The sequence below is a fragment of the Nocardioides sp. WJ219 genome (genome assembly GCF_058559815.1).
The window spans coordinates 461947-487578 of record NZ_JBZUJV010000002.1 but is presented as its reverse complement, the minus strand read 5'-3'; the positions used below and the strand labels follow the sequence as shown (position 1 = coordinate 487578).

At 73.5% G+C, this 25632-nt stretch carries 24 protein-coding genes; 16 read left to right on the top strand and 8 right to left on the bottom strand.

Going from position 1 to position 25632, the window contains the following annotated elements; genetic code table 11:
* Positions 1 to 63: 63 nt before the first annotated feature.
* From AC4MBH_RS06380 to AC4MBH_RS06365, 4 genes are all read left to right on the top strand, one after another.
* Positions 64 to 1128 (top strand): hypothetical protein, encoded by a 1065-nt coding sequence (locus tag AC4MBH_RS06380; protein ID WP_491793598.1) that lies wholly within the window; start codon positions 64 to 66, stop codon positions 1126 to 1128.
* 55 nt (positions 1129 to 1183) lie between these two features.
* On the top strand, positions 1184 to 2029 hold the full coding sequence (locus AC4MBH_RS06375) for a GNAT family N-acetyltransferase (protein WP_491793596.1): 846 nt from the start codon (positions 1184 to 1186) through the stop codon (positions 2027 to 2029).
* Between the two features lie 65 nt (positions 2030 to 2094).
* Positions 2095 to 2466 (top strand): DoxX family protein, encoded by a 372-nt coding sequence (locus AC4MBH_RS06370; RefSeq protein WP_491793594.1) that lies wholly within the window; start codon positions 2095 to 2097, stop codon positions 2464 to 2466.
* A gap of 58 nt (positions 2467 to 2524) precedes the next feature.
* A complete protein-coding gene (locus tag AC4MBH_RS06365; RefSeq protein ID WP_491793592.1) occupies positions 2525 to 4294 on the top strand; it encodes a proline--tRNA ligase in 1770 nt (589 codons plus the stop codon).
* A 182-nt stretch (positions 4295 to 4476) separates the two neighbouring features.
* Here AC4MBH_RS06365 and AC4MBH_RS06360 read toward each other — a convergent pair whose 3' ends face one another.
* Complete coding sequence (locus AC4MBH_RS06360) at positions 4477 to 5091, bottom strand: TetR/AcrR family transcriptional regulator (protein ID WP_491793590.1); 615 nt, start codon at positions 5089 to 5091, stop codon at positions 4477 to 4479.
* Positions 5092 to 5113: 22 nt separating this feature from the next.
* On the opposite strand from AC4MBH_RS06360, the gene AC4MBH_RS06355 reads away from it, so the two are divergent.
* Positions 5114 to 5812 (top strand): HAD family hydrolase, encoded by a 699-nt coding sequence (locus tag AC4MBH_RS06355; protein WP_491793588.1) that lies wholly within the window; start codon positions 5114 to 5116, stop codon positions 5810 to 5812.
* A gap of 447 nt (positions 5813 to 6259) precedes the next feature.
* Here the strand turns inward: AC4MBH_RS06355 and AC4MBH_RS06350 are convergent, their stop codons facing one another.
* Positions 6260 to 6679: a DUF4439 domain-containing protein gene (locus AC4MBH_RS06350; RefSeq protein ID WP_491793586.1), complete on the bottom strand. Its 420-nt coding sequence runs from the start codon at positions 6677 to 6679 to the stop codon at positions 6260 to 6262.
* Complete coding sequence (locus tag AC4MBH_RS06345; RefSeq protein ID WP_491793584.1) at positions 6676 to 7212, bottom strand: hypothetical protein; 537 nt, start codon at positions 7210 to 7212, stop codon at positions 6676 to 6678. Before AC4MBH_RS06345 ends, AC4MBH_RS06350 begins: the two co-directional genes overlap by 4 nt.
* A 126-nt stretch (positions 7213 to 7338) precedes the next feature.
* On the opposite strand from AC4MBH_RS06345, the gene rimP reads away from it, so the two are divergent.
* The 3 genes from rimP to AC4MBH_RS06330 are packed head-to-tail and all read left to right on the top strand — an operon-like array spanning position 7339 to position 9698.
* Positions 7339 to 7920 carry a ribosome maturation factor RimP gene (gene rimP / locus AC4MBH_RS06340; RefSeq protein ID WP_491793582.1) on the top strand — a complete coding sequence of 194 codons (582 nt, stop codon included), beginning with the start codon at positions 7339 to 7341 and terminating at the stop codon, positions 7918 to 7920.
* A complete protein-coding gene (gene nusA, locus AC4MBH_RS06335) occupies positions 7921 to 8901 on the top strand; it encodes a transcription termination factor NusA (RefSeq protein ID WP_491793581.1) in 981 nt (326 codons plus the stop codon).
* Entirely contained in the window at positions 8898 to 9698 is an 801-nt protein-coding gene (locus AC4MBH_RS06330) for an acyl-CoA thioester hydrolase/BAAT C-terminal domain-containing protein (RefSeq protein WP_491793579.1), read from the top strand. The genes nusA and AC4MBH_RS06330 overlap by 4 nt, the downstream gene beginning before the upstream one ends.
* Here AC4MBH_RS06330 and AC4MBH_RS06325 read toward each other — a convergent pair.
* A complete protein-coding gene (locus AC4MBH_RS06325; protein WP_491793578.1) occupies positions 9676 to 10440 on the bottom strand; it encodes a glycoside hydrolase family 16 protein in 765 nt (254 codons plus the stop codon). The genes AC4MBH_RS06330 and AC4MBH_RS06325 overlap by 23 nt on opposite strands.
* Here AC4MBH_RS06325 and AC4MBH_RS06320 point away from each other — a divergent pair.
* From AC4MBH_RS06320 to AC4MBH_RS06295, 6 genes are all read left to right on the top strand, one after another.
* On the top strand, positions 10372 to 10884 hold the full coding sequence (locus tag AC4MBH_RS06320; protein ID WP_491793576.1) for a DUF448 domain-containing protein: 513 nt from the start codon (positions 10372 to 10374) through the stop codon (positions 10882 to 10884). The genes AC4MBH_RS06325 and AC4MBH_RS06320 overlap by 69 nt on opposite strands.
* 132 nt (positions 10885 to 11016) lie before the next feature.
* Positions 11017 to 13815: a translation initiation factor IF-2 gene (infB, locus tag AC4MBH_RS06315; RefSeq protein ID WP_491793574.1), complete on the top strand. Its 2799-nt coding sequence runs from the start codon at positions 11017 to 11019 to the stop codon at positions 13813 to 13815.
* A gap of 185 nt (positions 13816 to 14000) precedes the next feature.
* Positions 14001 to 14501, top strand: a complete 501-nt coding sequence (rbfA, locus tag AC4MBH_RS06310; RefSeq protein WP_491793573.1) for a 30S ribosome-binding factor RbfA — start codon at positions 14001 to 14003, stop codon at positions 14499 to 14501.
* Complete coding sequence (truB, locus tag AC4MBH_RS06305; protein ID WP_491793572.1) at positions 14498 to 15352, top strand: tRNA pseudouridine(55) synthase TruB; 855 nt, start codon at positions 14498 to 14500, stop codon at positions 15350 to 15352. Before rbfA ends, truB begins: the two co-directional genes overlap by 4 nt.
* 59 nt (positions 15353 to 15411) lie before the next feature.
* Positions 15412 to 16353, top strand: coding sequence for a bifunctional riboflavin kinase/FAD synthetase (locus AC4MBH_RS06300; protein ID WP_491793570.1), 942 nt, complete (start codon positions 15412 to 15414; stop codon positions 16351 to 16353).
* Entirely contained in the window at positions 16346 to 17356 is a 1011-nt protein-coding gene (locus tag AC4MBH_RS06295; RefSeq protein ID WP_491793568.1) for a hypothetical protein, read from the top strand. Before AC4MBH_RS06300 ends, AC4MBH_RS06295 begins: the two co-directional genes overlap by 8 nt.
* Before the next feature lie 6 nt (positions 17357 to 17362).
* Here the strand turns inward: AC4MBH_RS06295 and AC4MBH_RS06290 are convergent, their stop codons facing one another.
* Positions 17363 to 18067: a class E sortase gene (locus AC4MBH_RS06290; protein WP_491793566.1), complete on the bottom strand. Its 705-nt coding sequence runs from the start codon at positions 18065 to 18067 to the stop codon at positions 17363 to 17365.
* A gap of 78 nt (positions 18068 to 18145) precedes the next feature.
* Between AC4MBH_RS06290 and AC4MBH_RS06285 the strand changes: the two genes are divergently transcribed.
* Positions 18146 to 19375, top strand: a complete 1230-nt coding sequence (locus AC4MBH_RS06285; protein ID WP_491793564.1) for a molybdopterin-dependent oxidoreductase — start codon at positions 18146 to 18148, stop codon at positions 19373 to 19375.
* 10 nt (positions 19376 to 19385) lie between these two features.
* Here AC4MBH_RS06285 and AC4MBH_RS06280 read toward each other — a convergent pair whose 3' ends face one another.
* Entirely contained in the window at positions 19386 to 20027 is a 642-nt protein-coding gene (locus AC4MBH_RS06280) for a LuxR C-terminal-related transcriptional regulator (protein WP_491793563.1), read from the bottom strand.
* Entirely contained in the window at positions 19979 to 21157 is a 1179-nt protein-coding gene (locus AC4MBH_RS06275) for a sensor histidine kinase (RefSeq protein ID WP_491793561.1), read from the bottom strand. The genes AC4MBH_RS06280 and AC4MBH_RS06275 overlap by 49 nt, the downstream gene beginning before the upstream one ends.
* A gap of 147 nt (positions 21158 to 21304) precedes the next feature.
* On the opposite strand from AC4MBH_RS06275, the gene AC4MBH_RS06270 reads away from it, so the two are divergent.
* A complete protein-coding gene (locus AC4MBH_RS06270; RefSeq protein ID WP_491793559.1) occupies positions 21305 to 23506 on the top strand; it encodes an MMPL family transporter in 2202 nt (733 codons plus the stop codon).
* Here AC4MBH_RS06270 and AC4MBH_RS06265 read toward each other — a convergent pair.
* Positions 23472 to 25619 carry a molybdopterin-dependent oxidoreductase gene (locus tag AC4MBH_RS06265; RefSeq protein WP_491793558.1) on the bottom strand — a complete coding sequence of 716 codons (2148 nt, stop codon included), beginning with the start codon at positions 25617 to 25619 and terminating at the stop codon, positions 23472 to 23474. The two genes, AC4MBH_RS06270 and AC4MBH_RS06265, sit on opposite strands and share 35 nt — an antisense overlap.
* Between the last annotated feature and the right edge of the window lie 13 nt (positions 25620 to 25632).

The following is a 25632-nucleotide window of genomic DNA, read 5'->3' as shown; positions in this document are numbered from 1 at the left end:
TGCGCGGCCGGGGGCAGGACCCCGGTGCCCCGACGACCGTTCGGGCGGAGGAGGGACGCAGGCATGGGCAGCAACGGGTTCGCGGTGGCACCGGACGTCCTCTACTCAGCGGGCGCCGACCTCTACGACCTCGCCCACAGCGTCGAGGACGCGGGGCGGCTCGCGGAGACCGAGCTGGCGCTCGCGCCGGGTGGCTCGGTGCTGCGGGCGCTCGCGGGAGAGCTCGACGCCGTCCGTACGGACCTCGCGGACGCCTACGCACCCGGCGGGACGCTCCACCTCCGGCTCTACCAGGCCGGTTTCGCGCTGCGCGACAACGCGATCAGCTACGAGAAGATCGACACCGAGGAGGCGGCCCGCTACGACGCGGCCCTCGACGGGACCGGTCGGTCGGTCGTGGTGCCGTGGACCACCAACAAGGCGGGCGTCAGCGAGGGCAGCTACGCCAGGCTGCTCGGAGGCAAGCCCGAGAACGCCTTCGCCGAGTACGACGCCTTCGTCGAGATCAGCGACGCCGTCGAGAAGATCATCGAGCTCGGCTGGATCGGCGACATCTTCGTCAAGGCCGGGCTGCCCGACCCCATCGCGCCGATCAAGAAGACCTTCGAGGGCGACTGGAAGCAGGTCGGGTCGGCCCTCGGCGCCATCCGGATGCTGGTGGCCTTCGAGGACATGGTGGTCGACGACCTGTACGGCATGATCAAGCAGCTCGACGGCGTCTGGACGGGCAACGCCGCCTCGGCGGCCCTCGCCTGGATCCGGGAGCTCGCCCTCGCGGTGCGCCACCACAAGAACGGCCTGAACAAGCAGGGCCAGCGGATCAAGGCGGAGGCGCTGGCCCTGGCGAGCAACCTCGACAACCTGCTCGACATGGTCGACATCGCCAAGCACGCGGTGCCGACCGTGGGCGACCTCGCCGACCTGGTCCAGGACCCGCTCTCGGCCCCCGGCCAGGTGGCCAAGCGGCTCGCGAAGGTCGCCGGGCTGATCAAGGAGGCCTTCGACATCGCCCTCGGCTCAGGGTTCGCCCTGGTGACGGCGATCAGCCAGATCACCCGGTTCTGGGACGCCGAGTTCCCCTCCGTCCCGAGCGTGCCGCACGCCGACGTCGACGGCCCCCGGAGCTGATCCTCCGTCCAGACGGGTGCGGCGGCCGCCGGTGTCCAGGCCCTAGGCTGCCTTCGTGCCAGCCAGCCGTCACGGGGTCCGGGTCCTCGGGACCCCTGACCTCGAGGCGTTCGTGCAGCTGGCCAACCGCGACCCGGTGGCCAACGTGTTCGCCCTCTACCGCGCCCGCACGACCAGCCTCGAGCCGCGCTGGCTGGGCGGCGAGATGTGGGGCCGGTTCGAGGCCGGCGAGCTGGTCTCCGCCTGCCACGTGGGCGCCAACCTGGTGCCGATCGAGGCGACGCCCGACGACGCCACCGCCTTCGCCGAGCGCGCGCTGACGCGCAGCCGGACGGCGACGACGATCGTCGGCCCGCACGAGGCGGTCCGCACGTTCTGGAACGGCGTCGCGGGCAGCTGGGGCCGTCCGCGCGAGGCCCGCTGGATGCAGCCGCACATGGTGATCGACAGCCCGCCCGAGGTGGAGGGCGACCCCTACGTGCGGCGTACCGAGCGGGCCGACCTGCCGGTGCTCTACCCGGCCTGCGTCGCGATGTACACCGAGGAGGTCGGCATCTCGCCCGAGGCCGGCGGCACCGGCGACCTCTACCGCGCCCGGGTCACCCAGCTGATGTCGCGCGGCTGGTCGTTTGCGCGCTTCGAGGACGGCCGGCTCGTCTTCAAGGCCGAGGTCGCGTGCGCGACCGCCGACGCCGCCCAGATCCAGGGCGTGTGGGTCCCGCCCGACCGCCGCGGCGAGGGCCTCGCGGTCTCGGGCATGGCCGCCGTCGTCCGGATGGTGCAGGCCGACATCGCGCCCGCGGTGTCGCTCTACGTCAACGAGTGGAACCAGGCTGCGCGCCGCGCCTACACCCGCGTCGGCTTCCGCGAGACCTGCCGGTTCTCCACCGTGATGTTCTAGGCGCTGCCCGCCTCCCGACCGGTGCCGGCCGGTCCGGATCGGTGCCGGTCCCTAGGATCGCGTCCGTGACCCTCGCCCGCAGCACCCAGGTCCTGGCCGCCGGCTTCGTCGGTAGCGGCGTCGTCCACCTCCTCAAGCCCGAGGTCTACGAGCGGATCGTGCCGGCGTGGGTGCCGCGCCACCGCGAGGTGGTCCTCGCCAGCGGCGTCGCCGAGATCGTGCTGGCCGTGGGCCTGCTCGCGCCCCCGACCCGGCGGTGGGCCGGCTGGGGGAGCGTCGGTCTGCTCCTGGGCGTCTACCCCGCCAACGTGAAGATGGCCGTCGACGCCCTGGGCACCGACAAGACGGCGCTCAAGGCCGGCGCGCTGGCCCGCCTGCCGCTGCAGTGGCCGATGATCCGGGCGGCGTTGGCCGCCACCCGCCGTCCGGCTGCCTGATCGGCCCCACCCGGAACTGGTTCGTCGGGGACGACGACCCACCCGTAGCCTTCGGTCCATGATCCTGCGGATGTCGACCCTGTTCGTGCGCACGCTGCGCGACGACCCTGCCGACGCCGAGGTCCCGAGCCACCGGCTCCTCGTCCGGGCCGGCTACATCCGGCGCGCGGCGCCCGGCATCTACAGCTGGCTGCCGCTGGGCCTGCGGGTGCTGCGCCGCGTCGAGGCCATCATCCGCGAGGAGATGGACGGCATCGGGGCCCAGGAGTTGAGCTTCCCGGCCCTGCTGCCGCGCGAGCCCTACGAGGCCACCAACCGCTGGACCGAGTACGGCGACGGCATCTTCCGGCTCAAGGACCGCAAGGGCGGCGACTACCTGCTCGGTCCCACCCACGAGGAGATGTTCACCCTGGTGGTCAAGGACCTCTACTCCTCCTACAAGGACCTGCCGCTCTCGATCTACCAGATCCAGACCAAGTACCGCGACGAGGCGCGTCCCCGGGCCGGGCTGCTGCGCGGCCGGGAGTTCACGATGAAGGACTCCTACTCCTTCGACGTCGACGACGCCGGCCTCGACGCCAGCTACCAGAAGCACCGCGACGCCTACGTCCGGATCTTCGACCGGCTCGGCTTCGACTACGTCGTCGTCAAGGCCACCTCCGGTGCGATGGGCGGGTCGAAGTCCGAGGAGTTCCTGGCGCGCGCCGACGTCGGCGAGGACACCTACGTCCGCTGCACCACCTGCGACTACGCCGCCAACGTCGAGGCCGTGCAGGTCCGCCCGCCCGCGCCGATCCCCTACGACGACGCACCGGCCGCGCACGCCGAGCAGACCCCCGGCACCCCCACGATCGACAGCCTGGTCGACCACCTCAACGCCGCGTTCCCGCGCACGGACCGCCCGTGGCACGCCGGCGACACGCTCAAGAACGTGCTCGTCGTCCTCAAGCACCCCGACGGCACCCGCGAGCCGGTCGCGATCGGCGTACCCGGTGACCGGGAGGTCGACCAGAAGCGCCTCGACGGACAGCTCGAGCCGATCGAGGTCGAGCCGTTCGGCGAGGCGGAGTTCGCCCAGCACCCCGGGCTGGTCAAGGGCTACATCGGCCCCGGCGCGCTGGGGGAGAAGAACGCTACCGGCATCCGCTACCTGGTCGACCCGCGCATCGTCGAGGGCACCCGCTGGGTCACCGGGGCCGACGTCGAGGGCAGCCACGTCCTCGACCTGGTCGCCGGCCGTGACTTCACCCCCGACGGCACCGTCGAGGCCGCCGAGGTCCGCGACGGCGACCCCTGCCCCAACTGCGACTCGGGCACCCTCGAGACGGCCCGCGGCATCGAGATGGGCCACGTCTTCCAGCTCGGCCGCAAGTACGCCGACGCGCTCGACCTGCGGGTGCTCGACGTCAACGGCAAGCTCGTCACCGTCACCATGGGTTCCTACGGCGTGGGTGTCACCCGGGCCGTCGCCGCGATCGCCGAGGGCACCCTCGACGACGTCGGCCTGTGCTGGCCGCGCAACGTCGCCCCGGCCGACGTCCACCTCGTCGCCACCGGCAAGGACGAGGCCGTCTTCGCCGCCGCCGAGCAGATCGCCCGCGACCTCGACGCCGCCGGAGTCCAGGTGCTCTTCGACGACCGCGCCGGCAAGATCAGCCCTGGCGTGAAGTTCAAGGACGCCGAGCTGATCGGCGTCCCCACCATCGTCGTGGTCGGCAAGGGGCTCGCCGACGGCGTCGTCGAGGTCAAGGACCGGCGTACCGGCGAGCGCGTGGAGGTCCCCACCGCGGCCGTCGTCGACCACCTGGTGGCGCTCGTCCGGTCGTGACGGGTGGGGTTGGTGGGGGCTGAGTGGTGGAGCGAGATTTCACCGGTCCACCGGTGAAACCCGAACTTCGCAGGCAAGATATTGCCCGGGAAGTTCAGACATCCCCGGTCCACCGGTGAAATCTCGCCCCCGACGCCGGCACCCCCGGCCAGCCGCGGATCCCGCCCCGAACCCAGCGCGGCTCACACCCGCTGCGGCCGCGACAACCCGTCGACCAGCGTGACCAGGGCGGCGCGGGCCTCCTCGGTGGCGCGGTCGCGGTCGGCGTCGTCGGCGCGGGCGGCGTAGAGCGCCGCCTCCTCGAGGGCGCCGATCAGCACGTGCGCGAGGGGGGTCACCGGCTGGGGGGCGATGGCGCCGGACTCGACGAGCTCGGCGACCACCTCCTCGACCAGCGCGATCCCGTGCCGGCGTCCGTGGTCGCGCCAGCGGGCGTAGCCGAGCGCGACCGGTGCCTCGATCAGCACGATCCGCTGCACCTCGGGACGGCCGCAGACCGCGAGCCAGGCGTCGATGTCGGCGCGCATGGCCGACCAGGGGTCGGCGCCGACGATCTGCGAGCGGCCGGCGGCGAGGTGCTCGACGATCTCGACCGACAGCTCCTCGTAGACCGCCTCGAACAGGCCCTCCTTGCCGCCGAACTGGTGGTAGAGGGCGCCGCGGGTGACGCCGGCCGCGGAGGCGAGCTCGTCGGTGCCGACGGCGGCGTAGCCCTTGGCGGCGAACAGCGGCCGGGCCGCGGCGACCAGCGCCGCTCGGGTGCCCGCCGTGCGCTCGGCCTGCGTGCGTCTCGCCACGAACCCACCCTAGGCTGGCCGCGTGATCGACGCGGTGATCTTCGACTGGGGCGGGACGTTGACCCGCTGGCACGACATCGACTTCCACGCCGAGTCGCTGGCGCTGGCGCAGGCGGTGGTCGACGTCGACCACGACGTCCACGTGTCCGCGGAGCGGCTGCACCGCGCCGGGCAGGTGGTCTGGGGGCGCAGCCGCGACCACCAGCAGAGCTCGACGGTCGCCGACCTGTTCACCGAGGCCGGCCTCGCGCACGACCCCGACCTGCTCGAGGCCTACTACGCCTTCTGGGAGCCGCACACGGCGACCGACCCCGAGGTCGGTCCGCTGTGGGAGGCGTTGCGTGAGCGCGGCATCAAGGTCGGCGTGCTCTCCAACACGATCTGGCCGCGGTCGCTGCACGAGGGCTTCTTCGAGCGCGACGGGGTCGGGCACCTCGTCGACGGCGACGTCTACACGAGCGAGATCCCGTGGACCAAGCCGTCCCCGCACGCCTTCCGCGCCGCCATGGACGCCGTCGGCGCCACCGACCCCGCCCGCTGCGTCTACGTCGGCGACCGCCTCTACGACGACGTCTGGGGAGCCCACCAGGCCGGCCTCCGGGCGATCCACGTGCCGCACAGCGTCATCCCGGCCGACCAGGTGGGTCACACCGAGGGTGAGCCGGACGCCGTGGTGAGCACGCTGGCCGACATCGTGGGGATCGTCGACGGCTGGCGCTGACGCCGACGGCCGGTCCGCTGCACCGCGTCGGGCGGTCGGGGCGGGTGGGCCGGCTGAGCGAGATCTCACCGGTCCACCGGTGAAACCTGAACTTCCCAGGCGGGATATTGCCCGGGAAGTTCAGACATCCCCGGTTCACCGGTGAAGTCTCGCGCCCGGGACCGAGCAGCGAAAAACAGAGCAGTCCGCGAACTCATCCTCCGGGGAACTCCCGAGATGCCCCCCGGAGGGACGAGTACGCGGACCGCTGGGTGGCCTGGGACAGAGGCCGGGTGAAGGGACCGGCGGGGACCGGGGGGACACCCTTCGTGCAGAAGTCTGCAACACCGGAGGCCAGGGCGCCTACGGCGCTGAATCATCACAAGTCTGCAATGCACAAACCTGCAGGATCCTGCAGGATCGGCCGGATCGGGCCGGAGGTCGCGGCCGGGCGGCCGGAGGGCCGGGTCAGCGCCCGGGGAACTCGCGCGGGGTTCCGCCGAGCTCGAGCTCGCGCACCGCGGAGTCCAGCAGGGCCTCGACGGCAAAGCCCCGCTGCTCGGACGGCGCGCTGGCCACCAGGAACCCGTACGTCGCCCCGCACGCCCGCTCGACCGCGACGCCGGCCGCGGAGAGCGACGGTTGGTCGTCGGGCACCACCGGCGGCAGCTCGTACGACGCCGCGGCCGGCGCCGGGTCGGCCCCGGCGTCGCGGATCGCGGTGACGAGCTGGTCGCGCCGGTCGCGGTGCACCTGGTGGGCGTCGCGGAAGGCGGCGTAGAGCTGTGGGGTGGCCGACTGCGAGGTCTGCGCGCCCAGGAAGCCGACGACGAAGACCGCGGCGTGCTCGCCGGCGAGCGTCGTCTGCAGCGCGTCGACGTAGGTCATGCCGCACCGCCCGGCTCGAGCGTGGTGCGCAGCTGGGCGGTGCCGGCGGCCATCGAGGCGAGCGTCTGCGCGAGCGCGCCGCTGCCGGCGACGGTGGCCGCGGCGACCAGGCGGCGTTGCAGGCGCTCCTCGACGCGGTCGACCCGGGCGAGCACGGCTGCCGGTGGCTCGGCCGGGTCGCTGACCCGGCCGGTGGTGCGCGGCAGGTCGCCGAGCTCGGCGGCGTGGGTGCGGTGCAGCTGCTCGAACGGGCGCAGCGTCGTGGCGAGGTCGCGGTGCGCCCGTGCGTTGGCCCGCGCCGTGCGGTGCGCCAGGGCGAGGGCTGCCAGCACCTCGGCGACCAGGGCGCCGTCGTCGGGCTCGTCGACCGGGACGTCGCCCGACGTCGTGGCCGTGCCGGACGGGGTGGTCGAGGGGGTGAGGGTGGGGTCGTCCGACGTCGGGTCGAGGGAGTCGAGCGAGCAGCCGGCCGTGCCGAGGACCAGGGCTCCGACCACGGCCCGTCGGGTCACGGCGGGCGGGCGGGACGGCACCGGGCGACGATATCCCGCGGCTGCCGGAGGCACGGAGTCGATGCCCTAAGGTGGACGAGCAGCACCACCAGCACCACCGCGCACCGCGAGCACCCCAGCAGCACACAACAGCACAGGAGGTCGAGGATGTCCGCCCAGGAGGCGTTGTCCAGCCGGATCGAAACCGCGCTCACCGACCCCCTGGCCGCGCTGGGTCTCGACGTCGAGGCCGTCGAGGTGAGCAACGCCGGCAAGCGCCGCGTCGTGCGCGTCGCGGTCGACCAGGACGGCGGCGTGACGCTCGATGCGGTCGCCGACGCGACACGGTGCGTGGGCGACGTGCTCGACGGCGAGCTGGCGGCGGCGATGGGCCAGCAGCCCTACACGCTCGAGGTCACCTCCCGCGGCGTCGACCGCCCGCTCACCCTGCCGCGCCACTGGCGGCGCAACGTCGACCGCCTGGTCAAGGTCAAGCTGACCGACGGCTCGTCGCTGACCGGGCGCGTGACCAGCCACGACGAGGACCCCGACGGCGGCGTCACCCTCGAGGTGTCCGGCCGCGCGCGCACCCTCGCCTACGCCGACGTCGACCGGGCCCTGGTGCAGGTCGAGTTCAACCGCAAGCCGGCCGCCGACGACGTGGACGACGCAGACGTGGACGCCGACGTGGGCGACCCAGACGAGACGGACGGCGTCGACGACGCGGTCGAGACGGAGGACGAGGACTAGATGGACATCGACCTGAACATCCTGCGGCAGCTGGAGCGGGAGAAGGAGATCAAGTTCGACGTGCTCGTCGAGGCGATCGAGCAGGCGTTGCTGACGGCGTACCACAAGTCGCCGGGCGCGATCGAGGACGCCCGCGTCGTCCTCGACCGCAAGTCCGGTCACGTGGTCGTGATGGCCGCCGAGCTCGACGAGGACGGCGAGAAGGTCGGCGAGTTCGACGACACCCCCGCCGGGTTCGGGCGGATCGCCGCGACGACGGCGAAGCAGATCATGATGCAGCGCCTGCGCGACGCCGAGGACGAGATCAAGTACGGCGAGTTCTCCGGCAAGGAGGGCGACCTGATCTCCGGGATCATCCAGCAGGGTCGCAACCCCGACGACGTCCTGGTCGACCTCGGCAAGGTCGAGGCCCTGCTGCCGGTCAGCGAGCGGGTGCCGGGGGAGTCCTATAGCCACGGCACCCGGATCCGGTGCCTGGTGCTCTCGGTCCGCAAGGGCATGCGCGGACCCCAGATCACCCTCACCCGGTCGCACCCCAACCTGGTCAAGAAGCTCTTCGCCCTCGAGGTCCCCGAGATCGCCAACGGGCAGGTCGAGATCTCCGCGATCGCCCGCGAGGCCGGCCACCGGACCAAGATCGCGGTCAAGGCGACCGTGCCGGGCATCAACCCCAAGGGCGCCTGCATCGGCCCGATGGGCCAGCGGGTGCGGTCGGTGATGCACGCCCTCAACGAGGAGAAGATCGACATCGTCGACTTCTCCGACGACCCGGCGACGTTCGTGGCCAGCGCCCTCTCGCCGGCCCGGGTCACCAGCGTCGAGGTCGTCGACCTCGCCGCCCGGTCGGCGCGGGTCGTCGTGCCGTCGTTCCAGCTGTCCCTGGCCATCGGCAAGGAGGGGCAGAACGCCCGGCTGGCCGCGCGGCTGACCGGTTGGCGCATCGACATCCACGGCGACGAGGAGGAGCCCGACCGGGCATGAGCGCGCCCTACGTCGCCGGCGACGGTCCCACCGGCGTGCTGGTGCTCAGCGGCTCCAGCGGGCGCGTCGAGACGGTGCGCTGCGACGTCCTCGCGGCTGCGGGAGCCACCGCGATGTCCTACCGCTGGTTCGGCGACGCCGTCGACCGCGTGCCGCTCGAGTCGTTCGACGACGCGCTCGCCGCGCTGCACGAGCGCTGCGACCGGCTCGTCGTGCTGGGCAGCTCCCGTGGGGCCGAGGCGGCGCTGCTCCTCGGCGCCCGGCACCCCGAGGTCGAGGCCGTGGTCGCCGTGGCGCCCAGCCACGTCGTCTGGGCGGCCCTCACGGCCGAGCGCCCGCAGCGCTCGTCGTGGACCAGCGGCGGCGAGCCCCTCCCGTTCGTGCCCTACGACGACGACTGGCAGCCCGCCGACCCCGGCCTCCCGGCGTTCGTGGGTGCCTACCTCCAGAGTCTCGAGCGGTACGCCGACCGGGTGGCCGCCGCCCGGTTGCCGGTCGAGCGCATCCGCGGCGAGGTGCTGCTCGCCGCCGGCGGTGCCGACCTCGTGTGGCCGGCCTGCGAGTTCGCCGCCGCCGTCGCCACCCGGCGCGAGGCGGCGGGACTCCCCACGACCGTGGTCACCCACCCCGACGCGGGGCACCGCCTCGTGCTGCCCGGCGAGACCCCGATCACCGGCGGTCGCCCGATGGCCCACGGCGGCACGCACGGCGCCGACCGCGAGCTCGGGGCGCTGCTGTGGCCGCACCTGCTGCGGGTGCTCGGGCTCTCCGAGCTCAGTCGCCCCACACCCGGCTGACCCGCAGCTCGGGCACCAGGTGGTCGTCGTCACCGACCGACCACTCCGGGAAGTCGAAAACGGCGAGCATCAGCTGCACCGGGTACGCCGGCGGCCGTGGGCAGCGGCGCAGCTCGACGCCGTCGAGCGAGAACACCGCCTCCTCGGCGTCCCACCGGACCGCGTAGTCGTGCTCGGTGGTGACGTCGACCTCGACGCGGGGGGCGGCGAAGTCCTGCGTCAGCGCCGGGTCGCGGAAGGCCTTGATCCCGACCCCGACCTCCGCCGAGCGGCCGGGCTCGACGTCCTTGCCGAAGACCTCGAAGACGCACAGCTCGCCGCACCGCAGCTGGGCGGGGTCGTCCTCGAGCCCGTTGAGCCACAGCGCGGCCATCGACCGCGGCGAGAGCCGCATCGACGCCCGGATCGCGACCGTGCCGCCCTCGGGCAGCCAGCCCGCGAAGCGCGGCTGCTCCTCGCGGACGACCTGTCCCTCGCGGAAGCGCTGCTGGCCCAGCGTCGAGCCCACCGGGCCCGACCAGCTGCCCGTCTGCAGCCCCGAGACCCGCAGCGGCGGGTCGTGGTCGTCGGGGCACCACACCGGGTGGTCGACCGGCACGTCGAGCACCAGCGCGCCGTCCTCGAGCCGGTACGACGCCGCGCTCGCGGCGCGCGAGGACCAGGCCGGCAGGTAGTGGGGGAGCCAGCGGTCACGGTCCAGCCCGGGACCGTCGAAGCGCAGGTCGGTGGTCTCGCGGCTCACGGTGCCTCCCGGGCGGTGCACCCCGGGCCGTCGGCGTCGACCCGGACCAGGGCGGGGGTGGCGGGGCACGGCAGGGTCGGCACGGGTGCGATTCTGCCCGGTTCGGTCTCTGGGGCGGAGTTGGCTAGACTGCTGGTGGTGGCTCGGCAACCGTCTCCTCCTGTGCTTGCGGGTCCTGTCCGCACGTGCGTCGGGTGTCGGCGACGAGCCGCCAAGCGCGAGTTGTTGCGGGTGACCGCCGGCTCGGACGCAGGGGGCCAGCCGGCCGTCGTGCCCGATCCGACAGCCACCGCACCCGGTCGGGGGGCGCACCTGCACCCCACCACCGAGTGCTACGACCTCGCGGTACGCCGGAGGGCGTTCGGGCGGGCACTGCGCTCCGACCCGGGGCTCCCCAGCGGACCGGTGGGGGACTACCTCCGGCACGCACACACCGAGAAGTGACGACCAAGGAACTGGAGCAGCAGCTCATGAGCACTCGATGAGTACTTCCCGATGAGTTTGCAACACCACCACTGAGGCTCGGTCACCGCTCCCCGAACACGGGTTGGCGGGTCGGGCCCATGAAGGAGAATTGTGGCCAAGACCCGCGTGCACGAGCTCGCCAAGGAGTTCGGCGTCGAGAGCAAGTTCGTTCTCGAGAAGTTCAAGGAGATGGGGGAGTTCGTCAAGTCGGCGAGCTCCACCGTCGAGCTCCCGGCGGAGATGCGTTTCCGCAAGGAGGTCGGAGCGGCGCTCAAGGAAGCCGCCCCCGCACCCGCTGAGAAGCCGGCCGCCCAGGCGCCCGGCAAGCCCGGCCCCCGGCCGGGCCCCAAGCCCGGCCCGAAGGCCGCCCCCGAGCCCGAGCCGGCCCCCGTCGTGGAGGCCCCGGCCGCCGCAGCACCGGGCGAGCCGGTCACCGAGGCTGCTCCGCCGGCCGCTGCCGCCGCCGCTGAGACGGCCGCGCCCGCAGCGCCGGCCGCCCCGGCTGCGCCCGCCGCCTCGGCCAGCCCCAAGGCTCCGGCCCCCAAGGCCCCGGCCCCGCGCCCGGTCGGCCGCCCCGGCGCCCCGCGTCCGGGCAACAACCCGTTCAGCGCCAACCAGGGCATGGGACGTCGTCCCGCCGCACCCCGCCCCGAGCCCGAGGTCGAGGGTGGCGACAACCGTCCGCCGCGCCCGCCCGCCGCTCGCGACGGTGCCGCGCCGCGTCCCGGCATGCCGCGCCCCAACCCGGCGATGATGCCCAAGTCCCCGGCCGCCTTCGGCCGCGGACCTGCCGGCCCCGGTGGCCCCGGTGGTCCTGGTGGCCGTGCCGGTGGTCCCGGCGGCCCCGGTCGCCCGGGAGCCCCCGGCCGCACCGGTGCGCCCGGTCGTGGCGCACCCGCCGGTGCCGGTCGCCCCGGCGGCGGCTTCGGCCCCAGCGGTGGTGGCCGCCCCGGCGGCGGCAACCGTCCCGGCCAGCGCGGCCAGACCCAGGGTGCGTTCGGTCGCCCCGGTGGTCCGTCGCGACGTGGTCGCAAGTCGAAGCGCGCTCGTCGCCAAGAGTTCGAGGCCATGGATGCCCCCACGCTGGGCGGCATGCGGGTCCGCAAGGGCAACGGGGAGACCATCCGTCTCGCCCGCGGCGCCTCGCTGACCGACTTCGCCGACAAGGCCGGTATCGACGCAGCCCAGCTGGTGCAGATGCTGTTCCACCTCGGCGAGATGGTCACCGCCACCGAGTCGGTCAACGACGCCACGCTCGAGCTCATCGGTGAGGAGCTCAACTACGTCATCGAGATCATCTCGCCCGAGGACGAGGACCGCGAGCTGCTCTCGTCGTTCGACATCGAGTTCGGCTCCGACGACGGCGACGAGTCCGACCTGGTGTTCCGCCCGCCGGTGGTCACCGTCATGGGTCACGTCGACCACGGAAAGACCAAGCTCCTCGACGCGCTGCGCAACGCCAACGTCGTCGACAAGGAGGCCGGTGGCATCACCCAGCACATCGGTGCCTACCAGGTCGCCACCGACGTCGACGGCAACGAGCGCCGGATCACCCTCATCGACACCCCGGGTCACGAGGCGTTCACCGCCATGCGTGCGCGTGGTGCGCAGGCCACCGACATCGCGATCCTCGTGGTGGCGGCCGACGACGGCGTCATGCCGCAGACGGTCGAGGCGCTCAACCACGCCCGCGCCGCCGGCGTCCCGATCGTCGTCGCGGTCAACAAGATCGACAAGCCCGACGCCGACCCGACCAAGGTCCGCGGCCAGCTGACCGAGTACGGCCTGGTGCCCGAGGAGTACGGCGGCGACTCGATGTTCGTCGACGTCTCGGCCAAGTCCGAGCTCAACCTCGACAAGCTGCTCGAGGCCGTCGTCCTGACCGCCGACGCCTCGCTCGACCTGCGGGCCAACCCCACGCAGGACGCACAGGGTCTGGTCGTCGAGGCCCACCTCGACCGCGGTCGCGGCCCCGTGGCCACGATCCTGGTCCAGCGCGGCACGCTGCGCGTCGGCGACTCGATCGTCGCCGGTGCGGCCTACGGCCGGGTGCGCGCCATGCTCGACGAGCACGGCGACGAGATCACCGAGGCCCTCCCGGCACGTCCGGCGATGGTGCTCGGCCTCAGCGCGGTGCCCGGTGCGGGTCAGAACTTCCTCGTCGTCGACGACGACCGGATGGCCCGCCAGATCGCCGAGAAGCGCGAGTCCCGCCAGCGTGCGGCCATGCAGGCCAAGCGCAACGTGCGGCGCACGCTGGAGGACTTCATGGCCTCGATGGAGAAGGGTGCGAGCCAGGAGCTCAACCTGATCCTCAAGGGCGACGTGTCCGGTTCGGTCGAGGCCCTCGAGGACGCGCTGTCACAGATCGACGTCGGCGACGAGGTCAGCATCCGCGTCATCGACCGCGGTGTCGGTGCGATCACCGAGACCAACGTCGACCTGGCCGCCGCCTCCGACGCGATCATCATCGGCTTCAACGTCCGCCCGCAGGGCAAGGCGACCGAGATGGCCGACAAGGAGGGCGTGGAGATCCGGTACTACACCGTCATCTACCAGGCCATCGACGAGATCGAGGCGGCCCTCAAGGGCATGCTCAAGCCGGAGTTCGAGGAGTCGACCCTGGGCCAGGCGGAGATCCGAGCGATCTTCTCCAGCTCCAAGATCGGCAAGATCGCCGGCTGCATGGTCACCAGCGGTGTGATCCGGCGCAACGCCAAGGTCCGGGTCCTGCGCGACAGCAAGGTGGTGGCCGACAACCTCGACCTCGCCTCGCTCAAGCGCGAGAAGGACGACGCCTCCGAGGTCCGCGAGGGCTTCGAGTGCGGTCTGGTGCTGCGCAGCTTCCAGGACATCAAGGAGGGCGACATCATCGAGGCCTTCGAGATGCGGGAGATCCCCCGGAGCTGACGCTCCCCACCACAGGCGGCCCCCGCTTCGCGGGGGCCGCCTGCGGCGTCACAGGCGCGGAGCGGCTCCGCCGCGCTCGTCGTCGGTTCCGCCCTGCCAGGCTCGCTCCGCTCGCACCACCGGCGGGCGGTGCCCCGTCCAGCTCGTCCGGCGCCGCAGCGGCGCCGTACTGATAGGAAGAAACCATGAGCAGTCCTCGCGTGCGCAAGATCGCCGACCGGATCCAGGTGATCGTCGCCGAGATGCTGGAGCGGCGGATCAAGGACCCGCGGCTCGGGTTCGTCACCATCACCGACGTCCGTCTCACCGGCGACGGCCAGCAGGCCTCGATCTTCTACACGGTGCTCGGCACCGAGGAGGAGATGGCCGGCACCGCCGCCGCGCTCGAGTCCGCCAAGGGCGTCCTGCGCTCGGAGGTGGCCAAGCAGCTCGGCACCCGCATCGTCCCGACGCTCACCTTCTTCCACGACGCGCTGCCCGACGAGGCCCGGGCGCTCGACGAGGTGCTGGCCCGCGCCCGCGCCCTCGACGAGGCGACCGCGGCCGCCCGCGGCACGACGTACGCCGGCGAGCCCGACCCCTACAAGAAGCCGCGCGAGGCCGGGGACGACGACCCCGACGACCCCGACGAGACGGCCGACGAGACGGACGACGAGCCGTCCGACGCCGACACCCGCGAGGCGTGAGCGTCGAGCCCGGCCTGGTGGTCGTCGACAAGCCCGGGGGGATGACGTCGCACGACGTGGTCGCCCGGGTGCGTCGCCTCGCCGGCACCCGCAAGGTGGGTCACGCCGGCACCCTCGACCCGATGGCCACCGGGGTGCTGGTGCTCGGCGTGGACCGGGCGACCCGGCTCCTGGGTCACCTGGTGCTCACCGAGAAGTCCTATGACGCCACGATCCGGCTCGGGGTCGCCACCACCACCGACGACGCCGAGGGCGAGGTCGTTTCCGAGAGCCCCGCCGAGCACCTGGTCGAGGCCGAGGTGCGGGCAGTGCTCGCCGGCTTCGTCGGCGAGATCGACCAGGTCCCGACCGCGGTCTCGGCGATCAAGGTCGACGGCAAGCGCGCCTACCAGCGCGTCCGCGACGGTGAGGAGGTCGAGCTCCAGCCGCGCCGGGTCACCGTCCACGACCTGACCGTCCACGAGGTCACCGGCCCGGACGTCCGGATCTCGGTGCGCTGCTCCAGCGGCACCTACATCCGCGCGATCGCCCGCGACGCCGGGCGGGCCCTGGGTGTGGGTGGCCACCTGACCGCGTTGCGGCGCACGGCGGTCGGCGCGTTCGACCTCACCGCCGCCCGCACGCTCGACGAGCTGGCCGACGGATTCGCGGTGGTCCCGATCGCCGCCGCGGCGCGGGCGACGTTCGCCGCCGTCGACCTCGACGAGCAGGAGGCCGGCGACGTCCGTTTCGGACGGCGCCTCGCGCGCCCCCTGGCCGGCCTGACCGCGGTCTTCGACCCGTCGGGGGCGTTCCTGGCCCTCTACGAGCCGGCCGGCGACGGCTCGCGCGCCGTCGCCGTCTTCGTCTGACCCCACCCGGTGGGTGGGCGGCAGCCGCGGCGGGTCGCTGGTTCTCTACGCTGGGCGTCGTGACGATCTGGCGCTCCTCCGACGAGGTCCCGGCTGCGGTGGTCGGGTCCGGGACGGCCGTCACGGTCGGCAACTTCGACGGCGTCCACCGCGGCCACCGGGTCGTGCTCGCCCGCGCTCGCGCGCGGGCCGACGACCTCGGCGTACCCCTGGTCACCGTGACGTTCGACCCGCACCCGATGGCCGTGCTGCGCCCCGAGCACGCGCCCTCGATGCTGACCACGCTCGAGGAGCGGGCGGCGCTGCTGGCCGAGGCCGGGGTCGACCACGTCCTCGCGCTGCCGTTCGACCTCGACGTCGCCGCCTGGGCGCCGCAGGAGTTCGTCGACCGCGTGCTCGTGGAGAGCCTGCGGGCGCGGTCGGTGGTGGTCGGGGCCAACTTCCGCTTCGGGCACCGCGCCGCCGGCGACCTCGCGTTCCTGGTCGAGGCAGGCACCCGGGCCGGGTTCGCCGCCGAGGGCGTCGAGCTCGACGGGGGACCGCAGGTCTGGTCGTCGACGTACGTCCGCACCTGCCTGGCCGCGGGCGACGTCGCCGGTGCCGCCGAGGCGCTGGGCCGACCGTTCGCGGTCCGCGGCGTCGTGGTCCGCGGCGACCAGCGCGGTCGCGAGCTCGGCTACCCGACCGCCAACGTGCCCACCGACGGCCTGACCGCCGCCCCCGCCGACGGCGTCTACGCCGGTCGGCTGCGCCGCCTCGACACGGGGGAGTCCTTCCCGACCGCGATCAGCGTCGGCACCAACCCGACGTTCGACGACGTGCGCTACCGGCGCATCGAGAGCTACGTGCTCGACCGCACCGACCTCGAGCTGTACGACGTCGAGGTCGAGGTCACCTTCGTCCACCGGCTCCGCGGGATGGTCGCCTTCGAGGGGATCGACCCGCTCGTCGCCCAGATGGCCGACGACGTCCGCCGGGCGCGGGAGCTGCTGGGTGCCTGAGATCACCGGCGACACCGAGGTGGACAGGGCCGAGAGCTGGTTCCTGGCGCACGGCCTGTCCTACTTCGTGCCCGACGTCCGGTCCTCGGTGCGCGCCGCGCTGCGACCGCGCCGGTTCCTGCCGCCGATGCTGGGCGTCGTGCTGCTGGCGATCGCCATCGGCGTGCTGCTCGCCTGGTGGTCCGAAGAGATCAGTGCGGCCCCTGCCGTGCTGTTCTCCTTCGTGGGTGCCGGCCTGGTGGTCTACGCGATGACCGCCCTGCGAGCCGGTCCGATCGTGCGCTGGGCCGGGGGCCGCACGCTGAGCACCCTGCGGCTGCTGGTGCCGATGGCCAGTCGCGCGCTGCCGCTGCTGCTGGTCTTCGTCACCTTCCTGTTCATCAACGCCGAGGCGTGGCAGATGACCGCGAACCTCTCGCCCGGCCTGCTCTGGACGACGGTCCTGCTGCTGACCACGCTCGCCGTGGTCTTCCTGCTGGTCCGCCTGCCGGAGGAGGTCGACCGCGTCGACGACGCCGTCGACGAGGAGTTCCTGCGCCGCACCACCCGCGGCACCCCGCTGGAGGCGGCGACCGTGCGGCTGCTCGACGCCGGCGTCGACCCGGCGCGCCACGCCGAGGTCACCGGCTACGCCCGCGCCAACCTGATCCTCGTCCTGCTCGTGGTCCAGGTCGTCCAGGTGCTGCTGCTGATCGTCGCGGTGTTCGTGTTCTTCCTGGTCTTCGGGTCGCTGATCATGACCCAGACGGTGCAGGAGGCCTGGACCGGGCTCGAGGGCGGCATCGACAACGTCGGCAACCTCAGCATCTCGGTCCAGCTGATGAAGGTCTCGCTGTTCCTGGCCACCTTCTCCGGGCTCTACTTCACCGTCAACGCGGTCACCGACGACGCCTACCGCAGCCAGTTCTTCGCCTCGGTCACCGAGGAGCTCGACCGGGCGGTCGGGATGCGCGCGGTCTACCTCACCCTGCGCGAGCGGCAGGACGCGCCGCCGGCCCCCTGACCCCGGCTACCGCTCCTCGACGTCGACGAGGTGCCCGAAGGCCACCAGCCGGTCGTCGGTGTGGAACAGCTCGGCGCAGGTCGTCAGGGTGAGCAGCCGCTCCTCGCCCTCCACGGGCCCCACGCCGCCGTCGGGGTTGACCGGGACCGGGTCGACGACCCAGCCCGAGGTGAAGGGGACCCGCAGGTCGTCGCCGCCGGTGTCGAGGCGGTAGGTGTAGACCGCGTCGCGGGTCTCCAGCACGACGGTGTCGCCGGGCTCGAGGTCGGGCATGTCGCGCAGCGGCTCGCCGTGGGTGATCCGGTGCCCGGCGAGCGCGTAGTTGCCGACCTCGCCCGGCCCGGCGGAGTCCTCGAAGTGACCGATGCCCGAGGCGAGCGCGTCGTCCTCGACGCCCTCGAGCACCGGGATCGCGTAGTCGTCTCCCAGCGCCGGGATCCGCAGGATGGCCGTGGCCCGGCCCTGGTCGGTCTGGACGTCGGCGCCGGCCTCGCTCCTCGGCTGGGCCCACTCCTTCTCCAGCCGCTGGACCGTGTCGTCGTGCCGGCGCTGCGAGACGTAGTTGGTGCCGTAGAGCTGCCACCCGATCCACGCCAGGATCGCCAGCCCCGACAGCACCAGACCGAGGCCGAGCCAGAACGTCCACGAGCGGCGCCGGTCGCGGCGCCGGTACGCCGCCTCGGCCTGGTCGTCGTCCCGCACGTCGGTCACGGGGTCAGTGTCCCAGGCCGGGATCCGGTCGGCACGTCTGTGTAAGTGAGGTGACATAGTCGTGTTAGTTTCGGGGCCATGACCTCCCGCGTGGGTGCGAGCCGCCGCACCGTCCTGTCCGCCGCGGCCGCCGCGCCGGCGGCGGCCGCCGTCCTCCACGGCACCGCCGCTCCCGCCGTCGCCGGGGCACCCGCCATCCTCAAGCCCCTCCCGCCCGAGCGGTTCGTCGACCACGGCACCAACGCCGAGATGCGCTGGGAGTCCGCCGACCCGCGGCGCCACCTCACGCCTCAGTCCGACCTGTTCGTGCGCAACCACACGAGCACGCCGACGATCGACCCCTCGACGTACGCGCTGCGCGTCTTCGGTGACGGGCTCGCGACCGCCCGCGGCGAGGCCGACGCCCTCAGCCTCACCCTCCGCGACCTCCAGCGCCTGCCGCGCACGCGGCTGACCTCGGTCCACGAGTGCACCGGCAACGGGCGCAGCTTCTTCACCACCCAGCAGGGCCAGGCCGTCAGCGGCACGGCGTGGCGGCTCGGGTCGGTCGGGACCGTGCAGTGGGAGGGCGTGCGCCTGCGGTCGGTGCTGCGCCGGCTCGGCCTGTCGTCCGACGCGGTGTCGATCATGGCCACTGGTCTCGACGACCCGTTCCGCAGCGGCGGCACCGACCACGGGCGCGTGCGCAGGCCTTTCCCGGTCGAGAAGGCCCTCGACGACGCGCTGCTGGCCTGGGGGGCCAACGGCGAGCCACTGCTGCCCGACCACGGGTTCCCGCTGCGTCTCGTGCTGCCCGGCTGGATCGGGGTCGCCAGCATCAAGTGGCTCGGCTCGCTCGAGGTCGCCCGGCGCGAGCTCACCTCGCCGTGGAACACCACCTTCTACCGCCTCACCGGCGGCTCCTACCCGGCCGACTCCCCGGCGCTGACCGTCAACCCCGTGCGCTCGGCCTGGGAGCTGCCGCTCGGCGCGACCCTGCGCGCCGGCGTCACCCACCGGCTCACCGGCCGCTCGTGGAGCGGCGCCGCCCCGATCGCGCGGGTCGAGGTCAGCCTCGACGGCGGCGACACGTGGCAGCGCGCCGACCTCGACGATCGCGGGCACGGGCACCACCACCGCGACCGCGGCGACCGCGGGTTCGGCTGGACCTCGTGGTCGGTCACCTGGCGCCGGCCGGCGGCGGGGTCCCACCAGCTCCTCGCGAGGGCCACGGACCGGGCCGGGCGCACCCAGCCCGACGTGACGCCGTACAACTCCCAGGGCTACTTCTTCGACGCCGTCGTGCGCCACCCGGTGACGGTGTCCTGAGGGGAGCCGGTCAGGCGCGCAGCCAGGTGAGCACGGCTCGCACGCGCCGGTGGTCGTCGTCGGCGGACGACAGGTCGAGCTTGGTGAAGATCCCGTTGATGTGCTTGGCGACCGCCTTCTCGGTGACCACGAGGCGCGCGGCGATCGCGGCGTTGGACCGCCCCTCGGCCATCAGCCCCAGCACCTCGCGCTCGCGCGGGGTGAGCCGGTCGACCGGCTCCTCGCGACGCCGCGCCATGATCGCCGCGACCACCTCGGGGTCGAGCACCGTGGCGCCGGCGGCCACGCGTCGTACGCCGTCGACGAACTCGGCGACGTCGGAGACGCGGTCCTTGAGCAGGTAGCCGACCGCCCCCTCGCCGCTGGCGAGCAGCTCGCGCGCGTAGAGCTGCTCGACGTACTGGGAGATCACCATCACCGGGAAGCCGGGCCGGGCCGCGCGTGCGGCGATGGCCGCCCGGAGGCCCTCGTCGGTCTGCGTCGGCGGCAGTCGTACGTCGACGACGGCGGCGTCGGCGGCGGGGTCGCTCAGCGCCTCGGTGAGCGAGGGCGCGTCCTCGGCGGCGTGCAGGATCTCGAAGCCGTTGGCCTCGAGGAGCTGGATCATCCCGGCCCTGAGGAGGGCGTGGTCCTCGGCGAGGACAAGTCGCACGGCACCTCCAGGGTCACCACCGTCGGCCCGTCGGTCGGGCTGCTCACCGACATCGTGCCGTCGAGGGCGGCCAATCGGCGACCCAGCCCCCGCAACCCGGTGCCGGCGGCCGGGTCTGCGCCGCCCGCACCGTCGTCGACGACGCGGGTGACCAGCCGCTCGCCGTCGTGGGACAGCTCGATCGACGCGGCACTCGCGCCGGCGTGCTTGCCGACGTTGGCCAGGCACTCGGCGACCCCGAAGTAGACCGCCGACTCGACCGGCGCGGGGGGACGTCCGTCGAGCCGGGCGGTGACCACCACCGGCACTGCCATGTCGAGGGCGAGCGCCTCGACCGCGCCGGCCAGCCCACGGTCGGCCAGCACCGGGGGATGGATGCCGCGGACCACCGAGCGCAGGTCGTTGATGGCCGCCGACGTCGTCGAGCGCGCCTCGCCGACGAGCCGGCGGGCGCCGTCGGGGTCGCGCTCGAACATCTGCTCCGCCAGGCCCAGGCTCATCGACAGTGCGACCAGCCGGGCCTGCGGGCCGTCGTGCAGGTCGCGCTCGAGGCGGCGCAGCTCGGCGGCGGCGTGGTCGACGGCCTCGGCGCGGGTCTCGGTCAGCTGCTGCACGCGCTGCTGCAGCCGCTCGGTGCGGCTGGTGGCGAGGAACCAGAGGTCGATCTGGCTGCGCGTCCGCATCTTGGGGCGGAGCGTCCACCACCACAGCGGCCAGGTGACCACGGCGATCGCCTCCACCACGCACAGCAGCGCCAGCAGCCAGCCGAAGGTGCACGCCCACGCCGTCCAGGCCAGGTCGCGCCACGACATCGGGTCGCGGACCACCGCGACCAGTGCGTGCCACGGGTGGCGCGGCACCGGCAGGTAGGGACGGGGCACGTCGAGCCCGAGCACCTCGGCGGCCATCCGGCGGTGGGCGTCGGCGACGAGCCGGGTGAGCGGCAGCGAGATCGCGAGCAGCAACGCCCCGACCCAGACCACCATCAGGACCGCGCCGACGACGGTGAGCACCAGCAGCACCAGCGCCACGACCCCGAGCAGCAGGTGGGCGACGGCGTACCCCGTCAGCCGCAGGTGGCCGGGAGGCTCGAACGGCGGCGCCGGCTCGGCCTCGGTCGTGGTGGTCACGGGTCGATCCTCCCGCGTCGCCGCGGGCCGGCGCAGTGGTGCTGGCACCACCGCGGGAGGGGTGGCTGCGCCCCTGACCCGGCGCGCCCGGCTCACGAGGCTGAGGTCTGCACCGATCCCGACCTCATGCAGACCAGGAGCACCCCCATGACCAACCCCCTCACCACCCTCCCGCGGCGTGCCGCTCGCTGGAGCGCGACCCACCCGTGGCGCGCCATCGGCGCCTGGTTCGCGTTCGTGGCGATCGCCGTCGCCCTGGCGTCGCTCGTGCCCACCGTCGAGGCCGACGACGCCGACTACCGGATGGGCGAGTCCGGCCGCGCCGACGCGATGATCGCCGCCGCCGGGCTCGACCCGGCGGAGTCCGAGAACGTCCTGGTCACCGCCGCCGGGACCGGCGCGCCCGACGCCGAGGTCGCCGACGCGGCCGCCGCCGACCTCCGGACCCGGGTGCAGACCCTTCCCGGCGTCGAGAAGGTCCTCGTGCCGCAGTGGAGCGACGACCGCTCGGCGCTGCTGGTGCCGATCCAGCTGACCCGCGACGGGGAGGACGATCGCGGCGACCTCGCGGCCGAGCTGCACGACGCCGCGGCGGCCGTCGCCTCGGCCCACGACGGGCTGGAGGTGCGGGCCACCGGCGACGTCACGATGGACTCCGCCATCGACGACCGGGTCGCCGACGACCTCGCCGCCGCGGAGGGCATCAGCCTGCCGATCACCCTGCTGCTGATGCTGGTCGCGTTCGGCGCCCTCGTGGCCGCCGGCCTCCCCGTGCTGCTGGCCGCCAGCAGCGTCGCGGCCACCGTCGGCGTGATGGCCCCGCTGTCGCACCTGGTGCCCGCGGAGTCGACGGTGACCAGCATGATCGTGCTGATCGGCATGGCCGTCGGCGTCGACTACTCGCTCTTCTACCTCAAGCGCGAGCGGGAGGAGCGAGCCGCCGGTCGCACCACCCTCGAGGCCGTCGACATCGCCGCGCAGACCTCCGGTCACTCCATCCTGGTCTCCGGCGGCGCCGTTGTGGTCGCGATGTCCGGGCTGTTCCTGGTCGGCGACACGACGTTCAACAGCCTGGCGATCGGCTCCATCCTCGTCGTCGGCGTGGCCGTGCTGGGCTCGATCACCGTCCTGCCCGCGCTGCTGGCGGGCCTGGGCCGGTGGGTCGACCGTCCGCGGGTGCCGCTGCTGTGGCGCCTCAACGCCCGGATCGGCCGCGGCGGGCTGAGCCGCCGCCTGCTCGCGCCCGTCGTACGCCGTCCGGTGGCGGCGCTGGTCCTCTCCACCGTCGTGGTCGTCGGGCTCGCCCTCCCCGCGCTCGGCCTGCGCATCCACTCGGCCAACCTCGACACCCTGCCGGGCTCGATCACCGAGGTGCAGACCGCACGCGACCTGAACGCGGCGTTCCCGGCCGAGGGCGCCAGCGCCACCGTCGTCGTCCGCGCCGAGGCCGACGCGGCCGGGCGGGTGGCCGCGGCGCTCGTCGCCCTGGAGCGCGGTGCCGTCGCCGGAGACGACTTCGTCGACACCGAGGCGGAGCCTCTCGCGTCCGCCGACCGCACCACGACCGTGCTCGAGCTCGCGATGCCCTACGAGGAGTCCGACGAGCGGGTCGACGACGCCCTGCGCGACCTGCGTGACGACCTGGTGCCCGCAGCGACCGGCGGGCTGGGCGGCGACGTCGAGACCGCCGTGGGCGGCGGCCCCGCCGAGAGCCTCGACTTCGCCGACCGGTTGGGGGAGCGGCTCCCGCTGATCATCGGGTTCGTGCTGCTGCTGACCTGCGTGATCATGCTGACGACGTTCCGCAGCGTCGTGATCGCCGGTCTCTCGGCGGTGCTCAACCTGGCCTCGGTGGGCGTCGCCTTCGGTCTGATGGTCCTGGTCTTCCAGGAGGGGCTGGGCGCCGACCTGCTCGACTTCACCACCCCGGGCTTCGTCATCGACTGGGTGCCGCTGTTCGTGCTCGTCGTGCTGGTCGGGCTCTCGATGGACTACCACGTCTTCGTGCTCAGCCGGGTGCGTGAGCTCGTCGACGCCGGTCTGCCCACGCGCCAGGCCGTCGAGCGGGGGATCGCCGAGACCGCGGGGGTGGTCACCAGCGCCGCGTCGGTGATGGTCTCGGTGTTCGCGATCTTCGCGACCCTGTCGATGCTGGAGATGAAGATGATGGGCGTGGCGCTGTCGGCCGCGATCCTGCTCGACGCCACGCTGGTGCGACTGGTGATGCTGCCGGCCGCCCTCGTGCTGCTCGGGGAGCGCTCGTGGTGGCCGTCGCGGCCCGCGGCCGCCGTCGCCGCCGAGCAGCCGGCGGGGATCAGGCCGACGACACCGTCACCGGCACTCCGTTGAGCGCGGCGTTGCCCGAGACGTCGAGCAGGTCGGGGTCGGTGAGGTCGTTGATCGAGACCCCGGCGACCGTGCGGGCGTGGGTCAGGCGGGTGCCCTCGACCTGGTGCCCGTAGCCGTGGGGGAGTGAGACCACCCCCGGCATCATGTCCTCGGCACCGCTGACCTCGACCTCGACCGCGCCGACCCGCGAGGAGATCACCACTCTCGCGCCGTCGGCGATCCCGCGGGCGGCCAGGTCGTCGGGGTGCATCAGCAGGTGGTGCCGGGGACGGCCCCGGGTCAGCCTGGTGGTGTTGTGCAGCCAGGAGTTGCAGTCGCGCTGGTGGCGGCGGCCGATGAGCACCAGCTCGTCGGTCGCCGGCGGCTCGGCCGCGGCCAGCCGCGCCAGGTCGGGCCCGAGCATCTCCATCAGCAACGCGGGGACCAGGTCGATCCGTTGCTCGTCGGTCTGCAGGCGCCCCGGCATGGTGGGGCGCAGCGGTCCGAGGTCGACGCCCTCGGGGTGCTCGACCAGCGCGGCGGCGGTCGTGCGGCCGCCGGTGTCGAGCAGCAGCTCGATGAGGTCGGCCGGGGCGGCCGAGAGCTGCGCCGCCGCGTCGTCGCCGAGCGGCACGCCCAGCCGCTCGGCGAGCCGGGTCGTCAGCCCGGCGAAGATCTCCCAGTCGTGGCGCTGGTCGTCGTCGCGCTCGAACACCGCCGGCGTCCAGCGGGCGGTGTTGCGCACGGCGAAGCCGTGGAAGACCAGGTCGTACTGGTCGCGCTCGAGCGCGCTGGTCGGCGGCAGCACGACGTCGGCGTGCCGCGTCGTCTCGTTGAGGTAGAGGTCGATCGAGACCATGAACTCGAGCCCGTCGAGCGCCTCGGCCAGGCCGCGCCCGTCGGGGGTCGACAGCACCGGGTTGCCGGCGACGGTGACCATCGCCCGGATCGCGCCCTCGCCCGGCGTCCGGATCTCCTCGGCCATCGTCGAGGCCGGCAGCTCACCGGCGAGCTCCGGGATGCCCCGTACCCGGCTGCGCCAGCGGCCGTGCCGACCCGGACCGACGACGCGCCGCCCGACCGTGTCGACCGCCGGCTCGGGGAACATCGCGCCGCCCGGCTCGTCGAAGTGACCCGCGACCAGGTTGAGGCAGGCGATCGCCCACTGGCACAGCGTCCCGAACCGCTGGGTGGAGACCCCCATGCGCCCGTAGACGACGCCGGACCCCGCGACCGCGAGCTCGCGGGCCAGGCCGCGCACGACGTCGGCGCCGACGCCGGAGAGCGCCTCGGCCCGCTCGGGCGTGAACGGCGCCACCAGCTCGGCCAGCCGGTCGAGCCCGTCGACGTACGCCGGCGGTCGGGCGAGCCCCTCGCTGACCAGCACGTGCAGCATCGCCAGCAGCACGGCCGCGTCGCTGCCCGGGCGGACGAAGTGGTGCTCGTCGGCGACCTTGGCGGTCTCGGTGCGCCGCGGGTCGAGCACGACCATCCGGCCGCCCCGGGCGCGCAGGTCGCGCACGCGCTGGGGGAAGTCGGGCACGGTCATCAGCGAGCCGTTGGACGCCATCGGGTTGGCCCCGACGACGAGGAAGAACGCGGTGCGGTCGAGGTCGGGCACCGGCACCATCAGCTGGTGGCCGTAGAGCTGCCAGGCCACGAGCTGGTGCGGCACCTGGTCGACCGTCGAGGCACTGAACCGGTGGTGCGTGCCCAGCGCGCGCACGAAGGCCGGGCCGTGGGTGCCGAACCCGAGCGAGTGGGCGTTGGGGTTGCCGAGGTAGACGCCCACCGCGTCGCCGCCGTGGGCGGTGGTGGTGGCGGCGAGCCGGTCGGCCACCAGGTCGAGGGCGTCGTCCCAGTCGAGCTCGACCCACTGCGGTCCGTCGGGCCCGTCGACGCGGCGCACGGGACGGCGCAACCGGTCGGGGTCGGCGTACACGTCGGCCATCGAGACGCCCTTGGGGCAGACGTAGCCCCGCGACAACGGGTCGTCGGGGTTGCCGCGGATGCCGGTGACGACACCGTCCTCGAGGGTCAGGCGCAGGCCGCAGATCGCCTCGCACAGGTTGCACACGCCGAGGCGCGTCCCGGTGAAGCCGGGAGGGACGGGTGGCTGGCTCAGGACGCCCATCGGGTCATGGTGG

Bases quoted from the DNA above. Each gene is read 5' to 3' on its own strand.
- AC4MBH_RS06350 (WP_491793586.1), bottom strand. From the start codon at position 6,679: ATGACCTACGTCGACGCGCTGCAGACGACGCTCGCCGGCGAGCACGCC.
- AC4MBH_RS06270 (WP_491793559.1), top strand. From the start codon at position 21,305: ATGACCAACCCCCTCACCACCCTCCCGCGGCGTGCCGCTCGCTGGAGC.
- AC4MBH_RS06285 (WP_491793564.1), top strand. From the start codon at position 18,146: ATGACCTCCCGCGTGGGTGCGAGCCGCCGCACCGTCCTGTCCGCCGCG.
- rbfA (WP_491793573.1), top strand. From the start codon at position 14,001: ATGAGCAGTCCTCGCGTGCGCAAGATCGCCGACCGGATCCAGGTGATC.
- AC4MBH_RS06365 (WP_491793592.1), top strand. From the start codon at position 2,525: ATGATCCTGCGGATGTCGACCCTGTTCGTGCGCACGCTGCGCGACGAC.
- AC4MBH_RS06380 (WP_491793598.1), top strand. From the start codon at position 64: ATGGGCAGCAACGGGTTCGCGGTGGCACCGGACGTCCTCTACTCAGCG.
- nusA (WP_491793581.1), top strand. From the start codon at position 7,921: ATGGACATCGACCTGAACATCCTGCGGCAGCTGGAGCGGGAGAAGGAG.
- AC4MBH_RS06265 (WP_491793558.1), bottom strand. From the start codon at position 25,619: ATGGGCGTCCTGAGCCAGCCACCCGTCCCTCCCGGCTTCACCGGGACG.
- rimP (WP_491793582.1), top strand. From the start codon at position 7,339: ATGTCCGCCCAGGAGGCGTTGTCCAGCCGGATCGAAACCGCGCTCACC.
- AC4MBH_RS06330 (WP_491793579.1), top strand. From the start codon at position 8,898: ATGAGCGCGCCCTACGTCGCCGGCGACGGTCCCACCGGCGTGCTGGTG.